The sequence below is a fragment of the Psychrobacter sp. van23A genome, from assembly GCF_030845275.1.
GTDB lineage: Bacteria > Pseudomonadota > Gammaproteobacteria > Pseudomonadales > Moraxellaceae > Psychrobacter > Psychrobacter faecalis.
The window spans coordinates 1275269-1295625 of the sequence record NZ_CP132595.1 but is presented as its reverse complement, the minus strand read 5'-3'; the positions used below and the strand labels follow the sequence as shown (position 1 = coordinate 1295625).

Sequence of the window (20357 nt, the reverse complement as noted above, 5' to 3'; positions counted from 1 at the left end):
TATTCACGTTTTAGACAGTTAATTGATTATTTTATAGTGTCCTATTAATAAGCACGGTGTTCGTTATAAACAGAGTTTTTAAGATAGTTACATTGACCTAAACTATGAAATTTCAAGTACGATGAGTAATTAAATTAGTTAAGGTAGAAATCAATTCAAAGGTTTTAATCAGAATGCTACATATCTTTAGGTAAACTCTCGAACTATTTACAGTAATACTACTTACATAAAGTAACATTTAGTATATGATAGATAGTAATTGCCTAAGTTTTACCGTAAGCAGTTCAAAAACAACAAATGCCATTAAAACTAATGTTATTAAAATTTTAGGAGCTTATATGTCTACCAGTATTGCAAAAGTTGCTGCCCTCGCAGTATTATCAAGCGCTGTCGTATTTGCGTCAGGTTGTGCTAACAAACGTGCGACATCAGAAGTGGTCGTTGCCCCACTAGGTATCCCAGGTGGTCAAGTTGGTTATAACGGTGCGGTTATCGTTGATAATTCAAATGCCGTTATCACTGGTGCAGAAAATCTACAAGCCGTGGTTTACTTTGCTTTCGATAGCAGTGAAATCACCTCAGAAGCTGCCAGTGTATTAAACCAACATGCTAGCCTCCTAAGCTCAAATCCAAACGCTGGTGTCGTTATTGCAGGTCATACCGATGAGCGTGGTAGCCGCGAGTACAACATGGCACTAGGCGAGCGCCGTGCCCAAGCGGCACGTAATTATCTTGCCGCTCAAGGCGTTGCTGTAAACAACGTCCGTATCATCAGCTATGGTGAAGAGCGCCCTGCGGTTGCCGGTACAACAGAAGATGCTTATGCCCAAAACCGCCGTGCTGAGTTGTCTTACTAATAGTATTTAATAAGAGTTAATCAGCCATAATTTAAAGAAGCCCAGCAATCTATTGTTGGGCTTTTCTTATTCTATTCACATTCTACAGATAAATTATGTCATCTTTAAAATTACGTGATATTCACTACCAGCAACTTGACGCTACCACCTGGTATGCGTCAGCTCAGATTATCACGCCTTCTTTTTTAAATTATTCTGATTTACTCAGCGATTTACCGCTGTTATTTAATCCCAATCTATTTTTAAGTACGAGCGTGGAAGTATTGCGCCACATGCAATGGCAATATCGCATTCCTACCGTGTCTCTATCCACACGCGAGATAGCTCATCGTCAGCGCCAACAGCAGCGCACTGGCGTACGATTATTATTACAATCACTACTTAATAAGCTAGAGATGATTGATACCTTGGATGATGCAAGTTTTCCATATCGACTTGCCAATAGTCAATACTACGTCTGCTTTAGTCATACTGGCACCCATAACAAAATTATTTCTAATCAGCATAAAAACAAAAAAACATTTGAACATTTGGATAATAAAGTCGCGGTTGTTATAAGTGCTCATCGTCCTATAGGTATTGATATAGAAATAAATCCCGTTAAATGGCAGGTTGCGCAGCGCTTTTTCCATGCCAATGAGATGGATATCTTGCAGACCTTACCACCTATGCAAAGAGACATAATCGCCAAACTACTATGGCAAATAAAAGAAAGTTTTATTAAGGTTTTTCAGTATAAGTTGGCACAAGGATTAGGAAAGGACTACTCCCACCTCATTGCTGATTTAATAAAAGATGCTACAAGCAAATCACCCTTACTGGCCATTAACGACAATAGAAGCAATTACCGTATCGCTCTTCTATACTTTCAGCAAATCGTAATTGTTTATTGATGCTACTTTAATTTAGACGAAAAAAAACGATCCTAAAAAGGATCGTTTTTTATTGCTACTTATCTTCTAATAACAGTCGTTAAACTGTAATTAGCTTAGAAGCGGTAAGTTGCACCAACTTTAACAATTGGCATCCACTCTAACCAATCTTTATCTTCTAGCTCTTTCTCTGCTTTTTGAGCAACGCTAGCTGAAGTTTCACCTGTTACCACACCGTTTTCATCTCTGATAGGTCCGCTAATACCACCTACTGAATTTACTTCAGCGCTAGTTTTGCCCATATAAGCGGCACCAATTTCACCAAACAAACCAAAGTTGTTAGTGATGTTAGGACGGAAACCGATAGTAGCATAAGGAGCTAACTTGTTACGATGATCAAGAGTACCTTTTAAAGTACCTACGTCATTTGCGTTGTACTGTTTACCATCAACCTTGTAAACGCCACCATTAGGATTAGAAGTCACTTCGATATCGTTATCAGGAACGATGATACCAGCGCCCATTGTGAACCAGTTGCCTGTAGGACGTAATTGTACGCCTAAGTACGGGTTGCTAAAATCAGAATCAACGTCATAGTTTACGTCGTTTGCATCAAAGTCACCGCCGAATAGGTCAGCAACATCGCCACCTGCCCAACCAGCTTGTAATTCAGTTTTGTCGTTAAGTGCCCAACCGATATTAGCACCATAACCTAGTGTACCTACTTCAGCACTGATAGCCGCTGGATGAGTCACAGTTTGGAAAAAAGTTCTGTCGCTATATGAGTTTGCTGGTTGTACGACAGCAACTGGCTCTGCTTGATAAGCTACTGCGACTGGCTCTGCTTCATAAGCTACTGCGACTGGCTCTGCTTCGTATACAACTGCATCGTTGTTATCAACAACGATAACTGGTTCAGCTGCTAGTGCAGCAGTAGATGCTAATACAGCAGCAGAAATTGCTGTTAATTTAATAAGTTTCATAAATACTCTCCTAAAGTGTGAAATAACTCGCCCGTAAAAAAATGATAATTTAACTTTTTTATAAACAACCATTTTGTTGAGCAGATTAAAACAATTTTGGCTTAAAAAGTCACCCCCATGAATGCGCTTTTTATTTGCCGTTATGTAAAGATTGCATAGATATTGTAATATTTACTACACCAACCTGCAAAACTTCGGTTTCCTGTTACACAATACTCTCAAAGCAACTGAATAGTCAGAACATGAATATTGAATCGCTTAACGCTCATGTAAAGGTATTACAAAACATGTCAGTATAATGACCTACCTCCCCTTTTAACTCAATTACAGTTATAGAGTTTATTACTACAGTTTGTTGTGGTTTGTGAGCTAACGTATCCAATGCTACCCAAAATAAGACCTAGAACAGAAGTGTGGGAAACTAGTCTGAACTATAAAAACGTAAGATGGTGTATCAAAAAGTATGCTGGGGTAATAAAGGAAGGGTGACAGCCGAAGCAAGATGATATATTTGAGGTTATGAAGACACAAATACAGATCAATTGCCCCGACTGTCACAGTCCCAGTTTAAAGAAAAATGGCAAAAAAAGCTATGGCAAGCAGAACTACCAGTGCAAGGACTGCAAACGCCAGTTTATTGGCGATCATGCGGTAACCTATAACGGCTGTCACTCTAGAATAGAAGATCTCATACGACTGATGACTGTCCGAGGTTGTGGTGTTAGAGACATAGCCGTTATAGCCTCTATTAGTATTGGTAAAGTCCTTAGCACCATAGGCTCATCCATTTACAAGATTGTACCTAAGAAGCGCTACTATGAACGCTTAGAGGTTGATGAGTTCTGGACTTACGTATATCGCAAGAAGCGTAAAGTTTGGCTTATTTATGCTTATGACCGTGCTACTAATGAGATTGTCGCTTATGTCTGGGGCAAACGTGACCTAAAAACGGCTAAGAAGTTAAGAGCACGTCTCAAGCAGCTGAAAGTCCGCTATGGTTCTATTAGCATGGATAACTGGGACAGTTTTATAACCGCCTTTAAACCAGATAACAAACGAGTTGGCAAACAGCATACGGTAGGCATTGAAGGTAATAACTGTCGCCTTAGACACCGATTGCGACGAGCCGTTCGAAAGACCTGTTGTTTCTCTAAGAAGCTCGATAATCACTTCAAAGTGTTTGATATGGTGTTCTTTTACATCAATTATGGTTACGTCTGATGCCGGCATACTTTTTAGAACACCACCAAACGTAAATATATCGTTTATATCTAATAAGATAGCTTGTTTGAGTGCGTTATTATGCTAAATTAGAGCTATTAATAGATGTCTTTTTAGTATTTGCATTTTTGGACTTTTCATTAGCGTATTAATGATTTTTTTCTACTTTTCGCTTTACCTTTATTATTCTTATTGAGCCATTTTTATGCCAAAAGTTTCGTCGATTACCCGTGTTTTAGAGATTATCGAAGCGGTGTCTTATGCGTCAAAACCCCTCTCACCACTTGAACTGTCGCAAGAGCTTGATATCCCAAAACCTACTATCCATCGCTTGATTCAAAACTTAGTCGATGAAGGGTTTGTGACCGTCGATATTGGCGGCGGTATTATTCCTGGCAAGCGGGTGCGTAATTTGAGCGTTGAGCTTTGGCAGCAGCGTCAATTTTTTAATGAGCGGCAAATTATTTTACAAAAATTGGTTGATGAGATTAAGGAGACTTGCGGTATCGCCATTCCTTACCAGATGGACATGATGTATACCAATCGCGCTAACACCTCGCTGCCTTTGCAAATATATCTGCCTGTCGGCGCGAAATCACCGATGTGGTGTACGGCTACGGGTAAGTTATATTTAAGCCAGTTGTCTGCGACCAGCCGCGCTAAAATACTACAAGGCCTACCGTTAGATAAATTTACCAAAAATACGATTACTGATATTGATACATTAAATGCCGAGCTTGATCGTATCGCAGAGACAGGCATTGGTATCGATAATGAGGAATTTATCTCAGAGATGGTAGGGGTGTCAGTGCCTGTGCTAGACAAAAAATCTCGCTATCTGGCGTCGCTATATATCCACGCACCAACCATTCGCGTGTCATTAGATGAGCTAATGGAGCATGTGCCGCGCTTGCAAAAGGCAGCGCATGATATTCAAGCATTGGTGTATGAGCTACAAAACTAGGGTGTGTGACATTAAGAAAAAATATGACTGAATAACAAGGTCTGCGTCATAAAACTAGCGCAGACCTTTTTTATGCTTTGTTAATAACATGATGGCAATTAGAAAAACACTCTATGCAAAATTGATTAAGGATTTGAAGCGTTTCGTGCTTTAAGACAAGACCGAACTGTCATGACGCGCCATGATGCTAGAAAAATCTTTATCGCCATTTTCTACTATGTGAGATTCATAAAGCTCAGTAGCTTTGGCTCCCATCGGCGTTTCAACATCGGTATCCCTAGCCGTTTGCATCGCAAGATTAAGGTCCTTTTGCATGAGTTTACTCATAAAGCCGCCTTTATAACCGTTGCTAGAGGGCACATTTTCCATCACCTGCGGATAAGGGTTATAAACCTCTAGCGTCCAGTTACGGCCCGAGCTTTGTAGCATAATATCTGATAGCACTTTAGGGTCGAGACCGTTTTTTACGCCTAAATTAATCGCCTCTGCCGTCCCTGCCATGAGAATACCTAACAGCATATTATTGCAGATTTTCGCCACTTGTCCGGCACCATGCTCGCCTGCATGAAAGATGTTTTTGCCCATAACGGCGAGTATTGGTTCGGCTTTAGCGAATGCATCGTCACTACCACCGACAATAAAGGTTAAAGTGCCAGCAATGGCGCCTCCTGTACCACCGGAGACTGGCGCATCTAAGAAGTCGATACCAACCTTACTTGCTGCTTCTGCCACCAATCTTGCATCAGCTGCTGCGATGGTACTGCTATCGATGACCAACGTACCCTTAGGTAATTCTGCTAGTAAACCATCAGCGCCATTATTTCCTAGATAAACAGAATGGACGTGCTTGCCCGCAGGCAACATGCTAATGATAACTTGTGCATTGCTCGCCGCATCTTTAGGACTATCAGCCACACTGGCACCTGTTTGCTGCAAGCGCGCGGTTGCCTCTTCAGATAAATCATAAACCGATAGCGTATAACCTGCCTTTAACAAGTTCTCTGCCATCGGTGCGCCCATATTGCCAAGCCCAATAAAGGCTATATTTGGCTTAGTAGTATGATTATCGCTCGCAGCGGTATTATTTGTGTCTTTATTACTTAAATTCAAATCCTTTGTACCCATCTCATCGCTCCTTGATGATTGCTTATGCAGACAGTGCTACACATAGTTTTACGTTTTTTAATTTATACCTGATTCTTATAATGAGCCGATAAGCTCTTAGCGTACAAGCTGGCTGCCTAAAGCGTCTTCACCCAACCAATCGCCTAACGGATGCTCACCTTTAGCATAAGGATTCACAAAGTGCTGATGTATATACGCCTGCCCTTCGCTACTGAGACAGTCTGCCAGTGAACGTGACCACTGCGGATTGCGGTCTTTGTCAATCAGTAGCGCACGTACGCCTTCTTTAAAATCAGGATTGGCGGCACAATGCACAGCTACGTTGGTCTCTAAATACAGGACTTGCTCAAGCGATAAGTCGGTGACTTTGTGGTAAAGCGCATAGGTCAAAGCGGCAGTTACAGGGCAGCCGTGACGATAAGTAGCTACTGCGCGCTGCGTCCAGCTATCTGCTGCAAAGTCTGTATCTAATTTTTCAAGCGCTTCGTCACTTTGTAGAAGTGTATCAATATCTCCTAAGCCGCCGCTGTTCATTAATTGCTGGATAGGTTTCCAATATATCGCAAGCTTACTTGCAGGCAACTCAGCAACAGGCTGTGCGGTAAGCGCACGACTAACGATACTATGAGCGCTATTATTATGATGTTTATCATTGTTGTCAGCTGCTCCTTGCCAATTACTCTGTTTTAAACGTTGTATGACAGCATCGTAATCACTACTGGCAACAGCATACTCTGCAAGATTGGCTAATAAAGCGTCACTGCCATTACACATCGCACCTGTTAGCCCTAAGAACAAACCTGTTTTAGCAGGCATGCGCTGCAAGAACCAACTACCAGAGGCGTCAGGGAACAGTCCAATGGTCACTTCTGGCATGGCAAAGCGCGTGCGCTCGGTGACTAAACGATGACTACAACCTGCCATCAGACCCATGCCGCCACCCATGATAATGCCGTCACCCCAGAGGATTAATGGCTTTGGATAAAAATGCATCTGCCGATACAAACGGTATTCATGACCAAAAAACTCTGTCGCATAAGGATTCGGTAGCGGCACACTGCTGGACATGCTGTCATACAGCTTACGGATATCACCGCCAGCACAAAACGCCTTGTCACCTGCCCCTTTTAACACCAATGCCACTACCTGATCGTCGTTTTGCCACTGCTCTAGCTGCTTGGCTAATAATTGACACATCTCAACGCTGAGCGCATTCAGAGACTTTGGCGTATTTAACATCATTATGCCAATCAGGTGACCGCACTCTGTCGGCTCAGTATTGAATAGGACCGGCGCTTCTTGTTCTATGTTTTCTGTTACTGCTGTCATAAAAGAGACCTACCAAAATTAAAATGAGTAAAGTAAATATTAAGACATCCCTACAGGCTATTTATTTTGCCAATTGGGTGTGCGCTTCTCTAAGAATGCTTGTACGCCTTCGCGCTGATCGTTGGTGTCGAATAACTTAACAAAAGCTTCACGTTCATGGATAAGGTTTTGGGCAGGCGGGGTATTTCTTGCCGCTTGGATAAGCTGTTTCGAATAACTGACGGCAACAGGAGATTGTCTAGCGACTTTTTGCGCTAAGGCTTGGGCCGCTAATAAGCCGCCACCCTTTGCCGTGACTTCTTCGACTAAGCCAATGCGCAATGCTGTCTCGGCATCGACGCGCTCACCGCACAATATCATCCGTTTTGCCCAGCCTTCACCAACCAGTAAAGGTAGGTTCTGCGTACCGCCTGCACAGGGCAATAAGCCCACGCCCGTCTCTGGTAACGCCATCTGTGCATGCGCTTCTGCGATACGAATATCGCAAGCCAGCGCGCACTCAAGTCCACCGCCCATCGCATAGCCATTGATAACCGCGATACTGACGCCGCGATAGGCTGATAAGGCTTCGAATGCCTCACCAAACGCGATAGCCATACTTATCGCACGTCCTTTATCACCGTCTGAAAAATTATTTAAATCTGCACCTGCTGAAAAGAACTTTTCCCCATCGCCATGGATAATTAAGGCATAAACATCATCATTGGCATTGAGGTCAGTGACCAGTTGCTTGAGCGCTGGCAGACTGTCCATCGTCCAGGTATGGGCTGGTGGGTTATTCAGTGTGACGGTAGCAATATGGCCGTCAATTGAGAGCTTTAAATTGGTATAATCGGTCATGGAACTTCCTTGTTATTATCTTTCTATAAAATGACTTTATTCAAAACGCTTAATAAAGCAGTTTTATAATATTGTTGGGCTAGCGTAACTGACTCAACGCATCATCTTGCATAAGCTGGCGCGAGACAATCACCCGCATAATCTCATTGGTGCCTTCTAAAATCTGATGCACGCGCAAGTCTCGTACATGGCGCTCAAGCGGATATTCATTGAGATAGCCATAACCACCATGCAGCTGTAAAGCTTCATTGGCAACATCAAAACAAAGATCAGTAGACAGACGCTTTGCCATGGCACAGTAGGTAGAGGCTTGCGCGTCATTATTATCGATTTTGCTAGCCGCTAAATACAGCATTTGCCTTGCAGTAATGGTTTGGGTGAGCATATCAGCAAGTTTAAACTGTACTGACTGTAAGCTGGCAATCGGGCTGCCAAACTGGCTACGCTCCTGCACGTAATTGGTCGCGGTCTCAAGTGCTGACTGCGCTGTACCAACTGCACAGATACCGATATTAATACGACCGCCATCTAAGCCTTTCATCGCAATACGAAAGCCTTGACCTTCCTCGCCGATGAGATTTTCTGCTGGTACTTTGACATTTTTAAAACTAATCGTTCGCGTTGGTTGCGCTTTCCAGCCCATTTTATGCTCGTTTTTGCCATACTCAATACCAGCGCTATGGGCATCTACGACAAATGCCGAGATCCCTTTTGGCCCTGCAGCGCCTGTACGTGCCATAACTACTAACACATCGGTTGAACCTGCCCCTGATATAAAAGTTTTTTCGCCATTAAGCACATAGTAATCGCCTTGCTTATCGGCTTTGGTACGTAATGAAGCCGCATCAGAACCGGCATTCGGCTCTGTTAAGCAGTAACTGCCAAGCCATTCACCGCTGACCATATGGGGCAAATACTTTTTACACAAAGCGTCGCTACCATATTCCCCGATCATCCAACCCGCCATATTATGGATACTCATATAGGCGGCAACGGCGGTATCACCCCAAGCCAGCTCCTCAAACACCATGGCAGAATCTAGGCGTGGTAGCCCTAAGCCGTCATATTCTGGGTTGGTATACAGCCCTAAAAAGCCAAGCTCGCCGGTTTTTTTGATGACATCGACTGGAAAGTGCGAAGTACGATCCCATTCAGCCGCGTTGGGCTTTAGCTCTTTTTGCGCAAACTGTCTGGCAGTTTGGCGAAAGGCGATTTGGTCTTCGGTCAATGAAAAATCCATAGAGTCATCCTTGTGCATGTATAGCAAATATGGGAAAAAAGGTTATAAGCCGTCAGTCTACTGTGGTTTAAACCGTGCTGGTTATACAGTATAGCAGCGCTATAACGACAATCATAAATCATGCTTTTGCTAAAAAATACTGAGCAAGAGTGTCGCTATATTGCTTGGACGCTGCAAATATAGTCGATTGACGACTACATTGAAATAGTGGTATTGACGCTGCGGCTTGCCTCGTCATCAAACCAGCGGGCAGTGACCGTTTTGGTTTGGGTATAGAACTGTACCGCTTGCTTACCATAAGGACCCAAATCGCCAAGCTTACTAGCACGTGAGCCTGAGAATGAGAACATCGGTAGTGGCACAGGAATCGGCAAGTTAATACCGATTTGACCAACCATAATATCTTGTTGAAATTTATGCGCAGCAGCGCCTGACTGAGTGAAGATAGCCGTACCATTACCATTTGGATTGGCATTAAGCAGCTCAATCGCTTCATCAAGGTCAGCTGCACGCATGATACACAGTACTGGGCCAAAGATTTCTTGCTGATAAATTTGCATATCCGCGGTGACGTTATCAAAGATAGTCGGGCCTACAAAGTTGCCCTTCTCAAACCCTTCAACCGTGATGCCGCGACCATCAAGAAGTAGACTGGCGCCCTCTTCTACCCCCGTACCAATCAGATGCTCGACACGCGCTTTTGCGGCAGGTGAAATGAGCGGACCTAAATCCTTGTCGTTTTTGCCTGCTGAAACCACTAAGCCTTCTGCTTTGGCTTTGATATCGTCAATCCATTCACCTGCTTCACCCACTAGCACCACGACCGACAGCGCCATACAACGTTGACCGGCTGCACCAAAGGCGGCACCCGCTAGCTGATTGAGCGTTTGTTCTTTATTGGCATCAGGTAGGATAACGCCATGGTTTTTGGCACCCATCATACACTGGGCACGTTTGCCAGATTGACTAGCGCGCTCATAGACATGCTTGCCGACGTTGGTTGAGCCAACGAATGAAACTGCTTTGATATCTGGATGATCGCAAATGGCATCAACGGTTGCTTTACCGCCGTGCACGACGTTTAACACGCCTTCAGGGACGCCAGCTTCAACTGCCAACTCAACCAAACGCATGGTTACCATCGGATCTTGTTCAGAAGGTTTAAGGACAAAGGTGTTACCCGTCGCAATCGCCATTGGGAACATCCATAGTGGAATCATCGCGGGAAAGTTAAATGGCGTGATACCAGCACAGACACCAAGTGGCTGCCAGATACTATAGGTGTCGACGCCTGTTGCGACGTTTTCAACGAAGTCGCCGATTTGCAGATTGGCAATACTTGCGGCATGCTCGACCACTTCTAAACCACGAAATACATCACCGCGCGCATCAGCAATGGTTTTTCCCTGCTCTGCGGTTAAGATTTCTGCCAGCTCATCCATATGCTCGCGAATCAGTTCTTGATACTTTAAAAAAATACGCGCACGTGTGGTGATAGGCGTTTTACGCCATGTCTGAAACGCTTTTTGGGCGGCAGCGACGGCTTGATTGATTTCATCGTCAGTCGTTTGCGGAACTTTGGCGATGACTTCTTGGGTGGCGGGATCTGTGATGTCAATCCATTCGCTGGTATTAGAATCAACAAATTGACCATCGATAAGCTGCTGAACGTGATGCATAAGATATCCTTATCTTGTTTGTTTGCTCACCATTTAATGGTGGGCCAGTATTTATAAAAAAGTATTCATACAAGTATATTGTTAAAAGGGATAAAAACTGTCCATTATTACCCTTTAAATATTTTTTTAAAATGATTTATTTCGTATCGTTATTGACTATAGCAATAAATCAATTTTAGGGTCAAGCGCTTTATCAAACTTTTATTTGCGATAGTCGCCATCTATAAAATTTATCAGTCTAAAAACCAAAAAGCCCATGATGGTACATGAGCTTTTCCCGATATTAAGATGACTGAATTTTTTCAATTAATACGCTATTAGATTAATAATCTTTCATCGATTTTTTAATCGCATCAATCGCCGTTGGATTGTCAAGCGTTGACATATCTCCTGTTTCATTACCTTCCGCTAAAGCACGAATAGCGCGGCGTAAGATTTTGCCAGAGCGCGTTTTGGGTAATGCTTGCGGGAAATAAATCGCCGCTGGACGAGCGATACCGCCCAAGGATTTTACTACCGCACCAATCACTTGCTGCTCAATACGGAAACGGTTTTCGGTCGTTACCACTTGCTCATGGTCTTTTAGCACACAAAAAGCAATCGGCAACTCGCCTTTTAATTGATCTTTGATACCCACGACCGCACATTCGGCCATCTCTGGATGGGTACTGATGGCTTCCTCAATCTCCTGCGTGCCAATACGATGACCGGCGACATTAATCACATCATCGGTGCGTCCTAAAATATAAAAATAACCGTCGTCGTCGGTCACTGCATAGTCTGATGTAGAGTAGTGCTTGCCATCAAACAGACCAAAATAGCTGCTGATAAAGCGCTCGTCATTACGCCATACAGTCGTGAGACAACCAGGCGGCAGTGGAGCGCGAATGGCGAGTAAGCCCTTTTCACCAGCTTTACAAAGCTCGCCGGTTTCTTCATTGATGACGTGGGCATCATAGCCATACATCGGATAACCGGGCGAGCCTTGTTTGTGCGGTTTATGATTAAATTTGGGCGTGTTACTTAGGATTGGCCAGCCAGACTCTGTCTGCCAATAATGATCTAAAATCGGCACCCCTAAATGCTTGGTTAACCAATTGGCCGTAGATTCATCGAGTGGCTCGCCTGCTAAAAAGAATGACTTCAGGCTAGAGACATCATAGCGGGTCATCCACGTTTCATCTTGTTTTTTCAGCATACGCACACCCGTCGGTGCGGTAAATAAAATATTCACTTTATTTGCTTCGACAATCCGCCACCAAATACCTGGGTTTGGACGATGCGGCAAGCCCTCATACATGACACTGGTCATGCCAGCCAGCAACGGCGCATAAATGGTATAAGAATGCCCAACTGCCCAGCCGATATCTGATATCGCCCAAAAAGTTTCGCCAGCTTTGCCATCGTAGATATAATCTATCGACGTCGTTAGCGCCACTGCATGACCGCCGGTATCGCGCTGCACACCCTTTGGCGTCCCAGTGGTGCCTGAAGTATACAGAAGATACGACGGCGTATTTGACTCTAACCATACTGGCTCAACAATGGCGTTGGCCTCACAACTGATACGGCGCTGGGCTGCATAATCGACATCGATGGCTTTTGGCTCGAACGGTAATACACCACGATTGACCACTAGTACATGCTCGGGCTTGATTGTCGCTTGCTCAACACCTTGATTGACGAGGCTTTTATAATTAATAACTTTTCCGCCGCGTAGACCTGCATCGACAGTGATGACCATTTTTGCCTCGGCATCATCCATACGGATGGCCAAGTTATGGGCTGCAAAGCCACCAAACACCACCGAATGCACCGCACCGATACGCGCACAGGCGAGTATGGCATAAGCGGCTTCTAAAATCATCGGCATATAAATGATGACGCGATCGCCCTTCTCGATACCATGACGCTGTAGCACATCGGCGAAGTAATTTACTTCTTTATAAAGGTCGTTATAAGTCAGGCGCCGCTTAGTATAATCAGTATAAAGCTCAACGTTATTGCCCAAATCATTAAAAGCATCAACTACGGCAGGAAAAGTTTCGATTAACTCTTGGTTAATTTCAGAGGATAGCCAAATAAAGGCATCTTGCTCAGCGCGCTCTGCAAGATGGCGATCGACACAGTTGTAGCAAAGATTGGTTTCACCGCCGACGAACCATTTGGCAAATGGCAGATTGCTGTCATCAAGGGTTTGCTCAGGCTCTTTGTGCCAATAAATCCGCTTGGCTTGCTCCGCCCAAAACTGCTCGCGATTATCAATAGAGGATTGATAAATGTCGGCAAAGCTTTGCGTGCTATCAAATGATGGGGGAGAATCTTGGCTAGAGGATTGAGTAAGGTTTTGATTATTATTGTGATTTATAGCTGGCTGGCTGGTTTGTTGAGAATTTCGACGAATGGCTTGCTCGTTCATAATGGCTGTCCTTAGCGTAAACGATGGGTAATGCTGTATTTTTTTATAACAAGCGATACTATAAAAAGTGCTTTTATAAGAGATGATTTTATAAACTATAAAAAGCGCTTTTATAGAGATCATATTTATAATATGACGCTTTATAAGATACGCTCTTATTCAATACTATCATAGTATAAAACTGGCTGTCCCTGCCAGAACTAAAAAACCGATACGTTATGTATCGGTTTAAAATGTAGCAGAGCTAGAGATAAAGGTCAACTACTACGCATGTCAGCCATTTGATATTTTGCTTAACGCAAGCGTTTTAAACAGCTGACTATTTAATGAAGTCTTATTTCTGCTCATCGTACATTTCGCGCATGACTTTTTTATCGTGTTTACCAACCGAGGTTTTTGGCAGCTCATCGACAAACTTAAACTGACTTGGCACGCCGTATTTAGGAATAATTCCCCGCGCTACCGCCTGTTCGGCAAGCGCTTTGATGTCATCGGCGTTAGTATCTTGACAGGCAGGTTTGAGTACAATCAAAGCTAGCGGACGCTCGCCCCATTGTTTATCACGGATACCAATCACCGATACGTCAGCGACTGCGGGATGCAAGGATAAAATCGTTTCAATCTCTAATGACGATATCCACTCGCCGCCTGACTTGATGACGTCTTTTAAACGATCGGTGATTTTAATATAACCATCAGGACGCATATAGGCGATATCTTGGGTATGCATATAGCCATTTTCCCACAGCTCTTTACCAGCATCGTCATTTTTCAGATAGCTTTGTGTTAGCCAAGGCGCGCGCAGCACCAACTCGCCGGTATTGTCTTTGCCCGTACCGACGGACTCATTATCAGTATTCCATATTTGAGCGTCCACCATCAGTACTGGCTTACCCGTCATACAGCGGCGAGCGATATCTTCGTCCTCAGACATCTCAGGCTCATTTAGGCTAAATTCTGTCAAGCTAATCAGCGGTGCAGTCTCAGACATGCCGTAGCCAGTATAAACCTCAATATCTTGCGCCAATGCGGCTCTCGCTAGGCCTTCAGTCAGTTTCGAACCACCGATAATCATTTTTAACCCATTAAAACTGGCATCACGCTCTTGCGCTTCTTTGAGTACCATCTGCAAAATCGTTGGTACGCAGTGGGTGATACTGACCTTTTCATTGATAATCAAATCCATCAAGGCATCAGGCGCGTAACGTCCGGGATAGACTTGTTTTAAACCAACCATTGTGGCGGTAAATGGGAAGCCCCACGCATGAACGTGGAACATCGGCGTCATCGGCATATAAACATCGCCGTAACTGACGCCTTGTTTATTGGGCAGCATACCCAAGGTCGCGGCTTCCGTCAGACTGTGCAAGACCAGTTGGCGGTGGCTAAAGAACACCCCTTTTGGATCGCCTGTTGTACCTGAAGTATAAAAAGTCGTGGCAATAGTATCTTCATCAAAATCTGGGAAATCAAACTCGCTACTGGCGGCCTCTAACAATGCTTCATACTCTCCAGTGACGCGATTTTGATTACCGCCAAAGACGCCTTCATGTGACACGCCATTGTCATCAAGCCAAATAATATGCTCAATGCTAGAGTTTTCAAACTGATAGTCTTTCACCAATGGCGCAAACTCAGAGTTTAGTAGCAATACTTTTGGCTTAGCGTGGTTGATGGTATAGAGGATTTTTTCAGGTGACAGGCGGATATTGACGGTTTGCAAAATATATTCTGACATCGGTACGGCGAAATACGATTCTAAATAGCGATGACTGTCCCAATCCATCACCGCAATCACATCACCGGCATCAAGATTTAGGTCGGCTAAAACATTAGCTAAACGATTGATACGCTCAAACAACTCTTTATAAGTGAGGCGTTTTTTATCGGCATAAATAATTTCTTGCTCTAGCGACACCGTTTTGGCACGGTTTAAGAGTTGCTTGACGATTAAGGGATAATCGTAGGCTGACGGCGCACTATGATAAATATTTGACATAAATTTGACTTCCTTGTGGGTGATTTTAATTATCTTAAAGCACTTTTAATAAGGTTTAAGAAACATATAAAAAAAGAGCGTTTTTATCGGTATACGCGTGGCTGTAATGGATGGCAATACTTATCGTCATTCTTGATAAGCTCTATCGATAGTAAGAAAAAACCTAGGCCATGTAAAGCCTGCTTGCGTAAGTCGCTGACGACTATAGGTTCTTTGATTGACGTTTAAATACTTAGGTTATTGTGTTATGGCAAGTTAGGTTATAAGGTCGAGTGAGGTTAAAAGTGTATGTTAAAGGGTAGTAAAAATCTGTATTACTCCGCGCGAGCCGTTGTTTTGACCATCCCAATGCTAGCGACCAATAGAGCCAGCACTTGCACAAACAATAATAACCAAACCGTCAGCGACCATTGTCCACGCGCGTAAGCGATGCCGCAGAGCCACGCGCCCATCGTGCCGCCCGCGTAATAGCCCATATAATATAAGCCTGAGGCCAATGAGCGTCCTTTTTTGACATTGACCGCAATATAGCTGATGGTGGCCGCTTGGGTAATAAAGACGCCGCTAGACATGATGGCAAGCCCCAGTACGATGCCCCAAAGCGGCGTCACGAGCGTTAAGAGCACGCCAAACATCGAGATAATAACTGCCACGCGAACCGTACGCGCTGAACCAAAGCGGCGCAGCAACGTCGTCGATAATGGGGTGATGACAACGCCAATTAAATACACCGCAAAAATATTGGCAAGCGCACCTGTGCTTAATTCATAAGGTGTATCGGCCAAATGCAGATTAATAAAGGTAAAACAGCCAACCAACGAGAACAACACACAAGCACCAAGCAAACAGGAAGTGACAACATAGCGATTGACCAAATGCTCACCGAGGGTCTGCATGGCTGAGCGAAAGTTGGGATTAGCAACGAAGTGCCGTGATGCGGGCAGCATTTTACCCACCCACAGCGCCCCGATCAGCGTCATACCTGCCATCACATAGTAGCCAGCGCGCCAACCAATAAGTTCGTGCAAGTGCCCAAGTAAAAAGCGCCCCATAAAGCCGCCGAGCACCGACCCTGACACATAAAACGACATCAGCTCAGTGAGCGCCCGTCCCTCAAACTCTTCGCCGATATAAGCAATCGTCACCACCGTAATACCGGGCACAGACAATCCCTGCATAAAGCGCCACATGCCCATCCAGCCGATATTCGGACTTTGGGCAATTAACGCAGTGGGTATCGCTAAAAACAATAACGCCCCAACGATAAATGACTTGCGTCCTACTGCATCAGACAGCATGCCCAAAAATGGTGACATGATAGCAATTGCCAATATGGTGGCACCAACAATCATGCCCGCCTGCACCTCAGTTGCGGTGAAATCCATCATCAAGACCGGTAAAATAGCTTGAATAGAATAGACCTGCAAAAAAGCAAACATCCCAATCAAGCCAATCGTCAGCTTAAGTACCCATGAAGGCGCGGCAAAGGGTGTGTTCATACGGCGATTGCTGACGCTATTATCTTGGCTAATACCAGCGGCTTTGCCATTAACATCGCTATCATTATTTATACTGTTATTTATATGATTGTTCAAAGTATGACTTACTATATTGAGTGCTTTTTTAGCTAGAGCTGACTTTTGTGCTGGCTCGTACTAAATGACGCATGGGTGATAGAAATAAGTGGTAGCAATTACATCATGCCTAGCATAAAACTTATAACTGACTATAAAAAGATGGCTGATTGGTGATTTTATCACAGCAAATACCAGACTCAGGTTTCGGTATGTTATTCACGCCAGCTTTTTAAATGCCGCTTTATAAAAGCCGTTTTAGCACTGTAGAGGTGACTGTTATTTTTGACAGCGAATAGATTACTGTCTACTATTATTTTGCTTTGCTATTAAAACCAACCATCATCTAACAGACCCTTTATCATGTTAAACAACCCTTTTTATCTAAGATTGATTGCCCTAACCGGCACACTGATTATTTCTGTGAATATGGCAGCAGTCGCAGCACAACCAACAGACTCAATTCAAACCTTTTCAATTAAAGAGCAATCAACCATTACCTTACCAACTACAGCAACCAAAGCGACTTCAAACGAAATATTATTAACCCCTGCATCATTAGCCAAAGTGCCTGCAAGTAAAGCAACTTTGACCACCACCACATTTACAGCCTCCAGATCAAACTGTATCGCTGATAGTGTCATTACCGCAGCTGAGCTATCAGCTACGCGTGATAATGGTCCTTTTACGGTGGCAAGTAAAGCCATTCCTCGTCAGTTAGCAAATGGCTTTGGCGGCGGCACCATTCATTATCCTACCAATGCTGGAGACTGCGGCCTGTTAGGCGGCATCGCAGTGATTCCCGGTTATGTGTCTTATGAAGCATCGATTAAATGGTGGGGTCCGCGTCTGGCATCTTGGGGATTTGTGGTGATTACTATCGACACCAACTCTATTTATGATGATCCAAATAGCCGTGCGACGCAGTTGAGCGCCGCCCTCGATCATATTGTGAGCGATAGTACGGTAGGTGCGCAAATAGATAGCACACGTTTGGGCGCCATCGGCTGGTCAATGGGCGGTGGTGGCGCGCTGCAGTTAGCAACCCAGCGCAGTGACGTTCGCGCCATTATTCCGCAAACGCCTTATCATGATAAAGACTACGGCATTATGGACACGCCCGCGTTATTTATTACCTGCCAAAATGACCGCATTGCCTCTAGTAAGAAGTACAGCAGTCCGTTTTATAATCATGCTGCTGGGCCAAAAATGAAGATTGAAATAAAAAACGGCAGCCACTTTTGTCCAAGCTATCGCTTTAATGAGATATTACTCAGCAAACCGGGTATTGCTTGGATGCATCGCTACATCAATGGTGATACTCGCTTCGATAAATTTTTATGTAATAACGAAAACTATGGCAACAGCCCCCGTATATCTTCTTACGATTATAAAGATTGTGGATAAGCACTGCTCTTAATTTGCCTTGTATTTAATATTTTTTCTCCTTCATCTTTTTCAAACTTACATATTTATAGTCCTGATATCCTTTTGCTTACAGACTTTGCATGCTTAAAAAAACATAATCAAAAACTATCCATATTTATTGCTATGACTAACAATTAAAAAAACTCATAAAATAATGATTAAGGAAGAATATTAATGACCGATAAAATACATGATTTAGGCGCAGGATTTTGGAATATTCGCGGTACGTTTCGCATAGGCGGCGTCCTTAATATAGGCACCCAATGCTCACTGATTAAGTTAGATTCAGGGCGTTTTGTCTTTTTAGATAGCTATAAGCTTACTGGCGACGTACGCAATGAAGTAATGGCCTTAACCAATAATGGGCAAGATGTTGAAGCTGTGCTCAACGTCCATCCCTTTCATACGATTCACTGCGCGCAGATGGCAAAAGATTTCCCGCAAGCGACTTTTTATGGCAGTCGCCGTCATCATAAAAAAATCCCTGAGGTGAAATGGGCAGACGATTTGGTCGAAAGCGAGGCCGTCGCCAAGCGTTATCCTGAGCTAAAGTTTTCTATGTCAGAAGGCATTCACTATATCTCACCTAATGAGATGATTCATGCAGGGTCGCTGTTGGCCTTTCATCCTGCCAGTAAAAGCCTACACGTCGATGACACCTTTATGAGTCCGCCAACCAAACTCCTAGAAGCGGTGTTGCCTGAGCTGCTATTGCACCCAACCACCAAAAAAGCGCTCAAAGATGAGCCTGATGCTGGCAAGCAATACTGCGATTGGGCGGCCAATTTGGCACATGAATGGCGTGAGGTACGAAACTTTTGCGCCGCGCATTCTTATTTGGTGAAGTTTAAGGAAGGCGAGTTTGAAAAAGCCTTATTAAAAGCCATCGATAAAGCACGTCCGAAGCTTGAAAAAGCTTAGATGATTAGACGATTAGTTGCTTAAATCGAATGATTTAAAAATTGATAATAAAAAAGGCTACCCATATTATTACTAGAGGGGCAGCCTTTTTTTGTGGCGATTTTATATATAGTAGAATCACTTTAAAATTGATACAGTGCGACTGGGATGAATTTTTCGTAGCCTCTGTGATAACAGCAAGCAAGGAAAATTTATACCAGTCGCAAAAAAGCTATAACGTATCGCTTTTATTTTGCACTGACTATATAAAGCTTCTATTTTACAAAGCTATTCAGACCATTTCTATAAAACAATAACTCCGCAAGCTCTGCCTCATTACTGATAATATCCGCCAAGGTATAACGCTCAAGGACGTTGATAAAAGCAGTCAGCGCTTCAAAAAATACCTGCTTTAACTGACAGACGGGGCTAATGATACAGCCTGATTTGACCACCGCACTGGCCTCTTCGTCGATAAGCGTCAAAGCCAAATCTTTGGCGACCCCGCTGTCTTCACTAATAACCGGACTATTCACCGTGCTATTAGTATTAACATCGGGTTTGGCAGTTACTAGTAAATCAGTCGAAAAACATTCAACCAAATTAAAATCTGGCTCAATTTGCTTAATCAATACGCCCAAATTGATATCCTTTGGCCGACAAGCCAAGCGAATACCGCCATTTTTACCGCGTACGCTGTCGATATAACCAAGCTGCCCCAGTTGGTGAATAATCTTGGTTAAATGACTTTTAGAGATATTGTAGCTGTTGGCAATGTCACTGATGTTTGCCAATAGATGCGGCTCAGGCTTAATCGCCAAATATATTAATGAGCGCAGCGCATAATCACTATAGTTGGTCAGTCGCATTTTTTGCGCTCCCCTGTTTGAGATGAATATTAACTTGACGTTGTAAAATAACGTTGAT

The 20357-nt window shown here is 43.8% G+C and carries 16 protein-coding genes; 6 read left to right on the top strand and 10 right to left on the bottom strand.

The window, feature by feature from the left end:
- The first annotated feature begins 338 nt into the window (after positions 1-338).
- Positions 339-857 carry a peptidoglycan-associated lipoprotein Pal gene (gene pal / locus RAH45_RS05570; protein ID WP_068404186.1) on the top strand — a complete coding sequence of 173 codons (519 nt, stop codon included), beginning with the start codon at positions 339-341 and terminating at the stop codon, positions 855-857.
- 95 nt (positions 858-952) lie between these two features.
- Positions 953-1750, top strand: coding sequence for a 4'-phosphopantetheinyl transferase family protein (locus RAH45_RS05565; protein ID WP_306495779.1), 798 nt, complete (start codon positions 953-955; stop codon positions 1748-1750).
- Between the two features lie 95 nt (positions 1751-1845).
- Here the strand turns inward: RAH45_RS05565 and RAH45_RS05560 are convergent, their stop codons facing one another.
- Positions 1846-2712, bottom strand: coding sequence for a hypothetical protein (locus tag RAH45_RS05560; protein ID WP_306495777.1), 867 nt, complete (start codon positions 2710-2712; stop codon positions 1846-1848).
- 519 nt (positions 2713-3231) lie between these two features.
- Here RAH45_RS05560 and RAH45_RS05555 point away from each other — a divergent pair.
- Entirely contained in the window at positions 3232-3933 is a 702-nt protein-coding gene (locus RAH45_RS05555; RefSeq protein ID WP_306495776.1) for an IS1 family transposase, read from the top strand.
- Between the two features lie 205 nt (positions 3934-4138).
- On the top strand, positions 4139-4897 hold the full coding sequence (locus tag RAH45_RS05550; RefSeq protein ID WP_068404183.1) for an IclR family transcriptional regulator: 759 nt from the start codon (positions 4139-4141) through the stop codon (positions 4895-4897).
- A gap of 150 nt (positions 4898-5047) precedes the next feature.
- On the opposite strand, the gene mmsB is transcribed toward RAH45_RS05550, so the two are convergent.
- From mmsB to RAH45_RS05510, 8 genes are all read right to left on the bottom strand, one after another.
- Positions 5048-5917, bottom strand: a complete 870-nt coding sequence (mmsB, locus tag RAH45_RS05545) for a 3-hydroxyisobutyrate dehydrogenase (protein WP_373429186.1) — start codon at positions 5915-5917, stop codon at positions 5048-5050.
- A gap of 201 nt (positions 5918-6118) precedes the next feature.
- Positions 6119-7351 (bottom strand): enoyl-CoA hydratase/isomerase family protein, encoded by a 1233-nt coding sequence (locus RAH45_RS05540; RefSeq protein WP_306495775.1) that lies wholly within the window; start codon positions 7349-7351, stop codon positions 6119-6121.
- Positions 7352-7408: 57 nt separating this feature from the next.
- Positions 7409-8191 carry an enoyl-CoA hydratase gene (locus tag RAH45_RS05535; protein ID WP_289047750.1) on the bottom strand — a complete coding sequence of 261 codons (783 nt, stop codon included), beginning with the start codon at positions 8189-8191 and terminating at the stop codon, positions 7409-7411.
- A 79-nt stretch (positions 8192-8270) separates the two neighbouring features.
- A complete protein-coding gene (locus tag RAH45_RS05530) occupies positions 8271-9431 on the bottom strand; it encodes an acyl-CoA dehydrogenase family protein (RefSeq protein ID WP_306495774.1) in 1161 nt (386 codons plus the stop codon).
- A gap of 194 nt (positions 9432-9625) precedes the next feature.
- The gene (locus tag RAH45_RS05525; protein ID WP_306495773.1) at positions 9626-11110 is read right to left on the bottom strand and encodes a CoA-acylating methylmalonate-semialdehyde dehydrogenase; all 1485 of its coding nucleotides are present in this window, start codon (positions 11108-11110) and stop codon (positions 9626-9628) included.
- Between the two features lie 322 nt (positions 11111-11432).
- A complete protein-coding gene (locus RAH45_RS05520) occupies positions 11433-13529 on the bottom strand; it encodes a propionate--CoA ligase (RefSeq protein WP_306495772.1) in 2097 nt (698 codons plus the stop codon).
- A gap of 334 nt (positions 13530-13863) precedes the next feature.
- Positions 13864-15528, bottom strand: coding sequence for a fatty acid--CoA ligase (locus RAH45_RS05515; RefSeq protein ID WP_198327858.1), 1665 nt, complete (start codon positions 15526-15528; stop codon positions 13864-13866).
- Positions 15529-15842: 314 nt separating this feature from the next.
- Positions 15843-17027, bottom strand: coding sequence for an MFS transporter (locus tag RAH45_RS05510; protein WP_305935447.1), 1185 nt, complete (start codon positions 17025-17027; stop codon positions 15843-15845).
- Positions 17028-17465: 438 nt separating this feature from the next.
- On the opposite strand from RAH45_RS05510, the gene RAH45_RS05505 reads away from it, so the two are divergent.
- Entirely contained in the window at positions 17466-18509 is a 1044-nt protein-coding gene (locus tag RAH45_RS05505) for a dienelactone hydrolase family protein (RefSeq protein ID WP_306495771.1), read from the top strand.
- A gap of 195 nt (positions 18510-18704) precedes the next feature.
- Complete coding sequence (locus RAH45_RS05500; RefSeq protein WP_306495770.1) at positions 18705-19451, top strand: hypothetical protein; 747 nt, start codon at positions 18705-18707, stop codon at positions 19449-19451.
- A 254-nt stretch (positions 19452-19705) separates the two neighbouring features.
- Here the strand turns inward: RAH45_RS05500 and RAH45_RS05495 are convergent, their stop codons facing one another.
- Positions 19706-20299, bottom strand: a complete 594-nt coding sequence (locus tag RAH45_RS05495; RefSeq protein ID WP_306495768.1) for an Rrf2 family transcriptional regulator — start codon at positions 20297-20299, stop codon at positions 19706-19708.
- Positions 20300-20357 lie beyond the last annotated feature (58 nt).

Bases quoted from the DNA above. Each gene is read 5' to 3' on its own strand.
- RAH45_RS05515 (WP_198327858.1), bottom strand. From the start codon at position 15,528: ATGTCAAATATTTATCATAGTGCGCCGTCAGCCTACGATTATCCCTTA.
- RAH45_RS05540 (WP_306495775.1), bottom strand. From the start codon at position 7,351: ATGACAGCAGTAACAGAAAACATAGAACAAGAAGCGCCGGTCCTATTC.
- RAH45_RS05555 (WP_306495776.1), top strand. From the start codon at position 3,232: ATGAAGACACAAATACAGATCAATTGCCCCGACTGTCACAGTCCCAGT.
- RAH45_RS05560 (WP_306495777.1), bottom strand. From the start codon at position 2,712: ATGAAACTTATTAAATTAACAGCAATTTCTGCTGCTGTATTAGCATCT.
- RAH45_RS05495 (WP_306495768.1), bottom strand. From the start codon at position 20,299: ATGCGACTGACCAACTATAGTGATTATGCGCTGCGCTCATTAATATAT.
- mmsB (WP_373429186.1), bottom strand. From the start codon at position 5,917: ATGGGCGCACCGATGGCAGAGAACTTGTTAAAGGCAGGTTATACGCTA.
- RAH45_RS05505 (WP_306495771.1), top strand. From the start codon at position 17,466: ATGTTAAACAACCCTTTTTATCTAAGATTGATTGCCCTAACCGGCACA.
- RAH45_RS05525 (WP_306495773.1), bottom strand. From the start codon at position 11,110: ATGCATCACGTTCAGCAGCTTATCGATGGTCAATTTGTTGATTCTAAT.
- RAH45_RS05500 (WP_306495770.1), top strand. From the start codon at position 18,705: ATGACCGATAAAATACATGATTTAGGCGCAGGATTTTGGAATATTCGC.
- pal (WP_068404186.1), top strand. From the start codon at position 339: ATGTCTACCAGTATTGCAAAAGTTGCTGCCCTCGCAGTATTATCAAGC.
- RAH45_RS05520 (WP_306495772.1), bottom strand. From the start codon at position 13,529: ATGAACGAGCAAGCCATTCGTCGAAATTCTCAACAAACCAGCCAGCCA.
- RAH45_RS05530 (WP_306495774.1), bottom strand. From the start codon at position 9,431: ATGGATTTTTCATTGACCGAAGACCAAATCGCCTTTCGCCAAACTGCC.
- RAH45_RS05550 (WP_068404183.1), top strand. From the start codon at position 4,139: ATGCCAAAAGTTTCGTCGATTACCCGTGTTTTAGAGATTATCGAAGCG.
- RAH45_RS05510 (WP_305935447.1), bottom strand. From the start codon at position 17,027: ATGAACACACCCTTTGCCGCGCCTTCATGGGTACTTAAGCTGACGATT.
- RAH45_RS05565 (WP_306495779.1), top strand. From the start codon at position 953: ATGTCATCTTTAAAATTACGTGATATTCACTACCAGCAACTTGACGCT.
- RAH45_RS05535 (WP_289047750.1), bottom strand. From the start codon at position 8,191: ATGACCGATTATACCAATTTAAAGCTCTCAATTGACGGCCATATTGCT.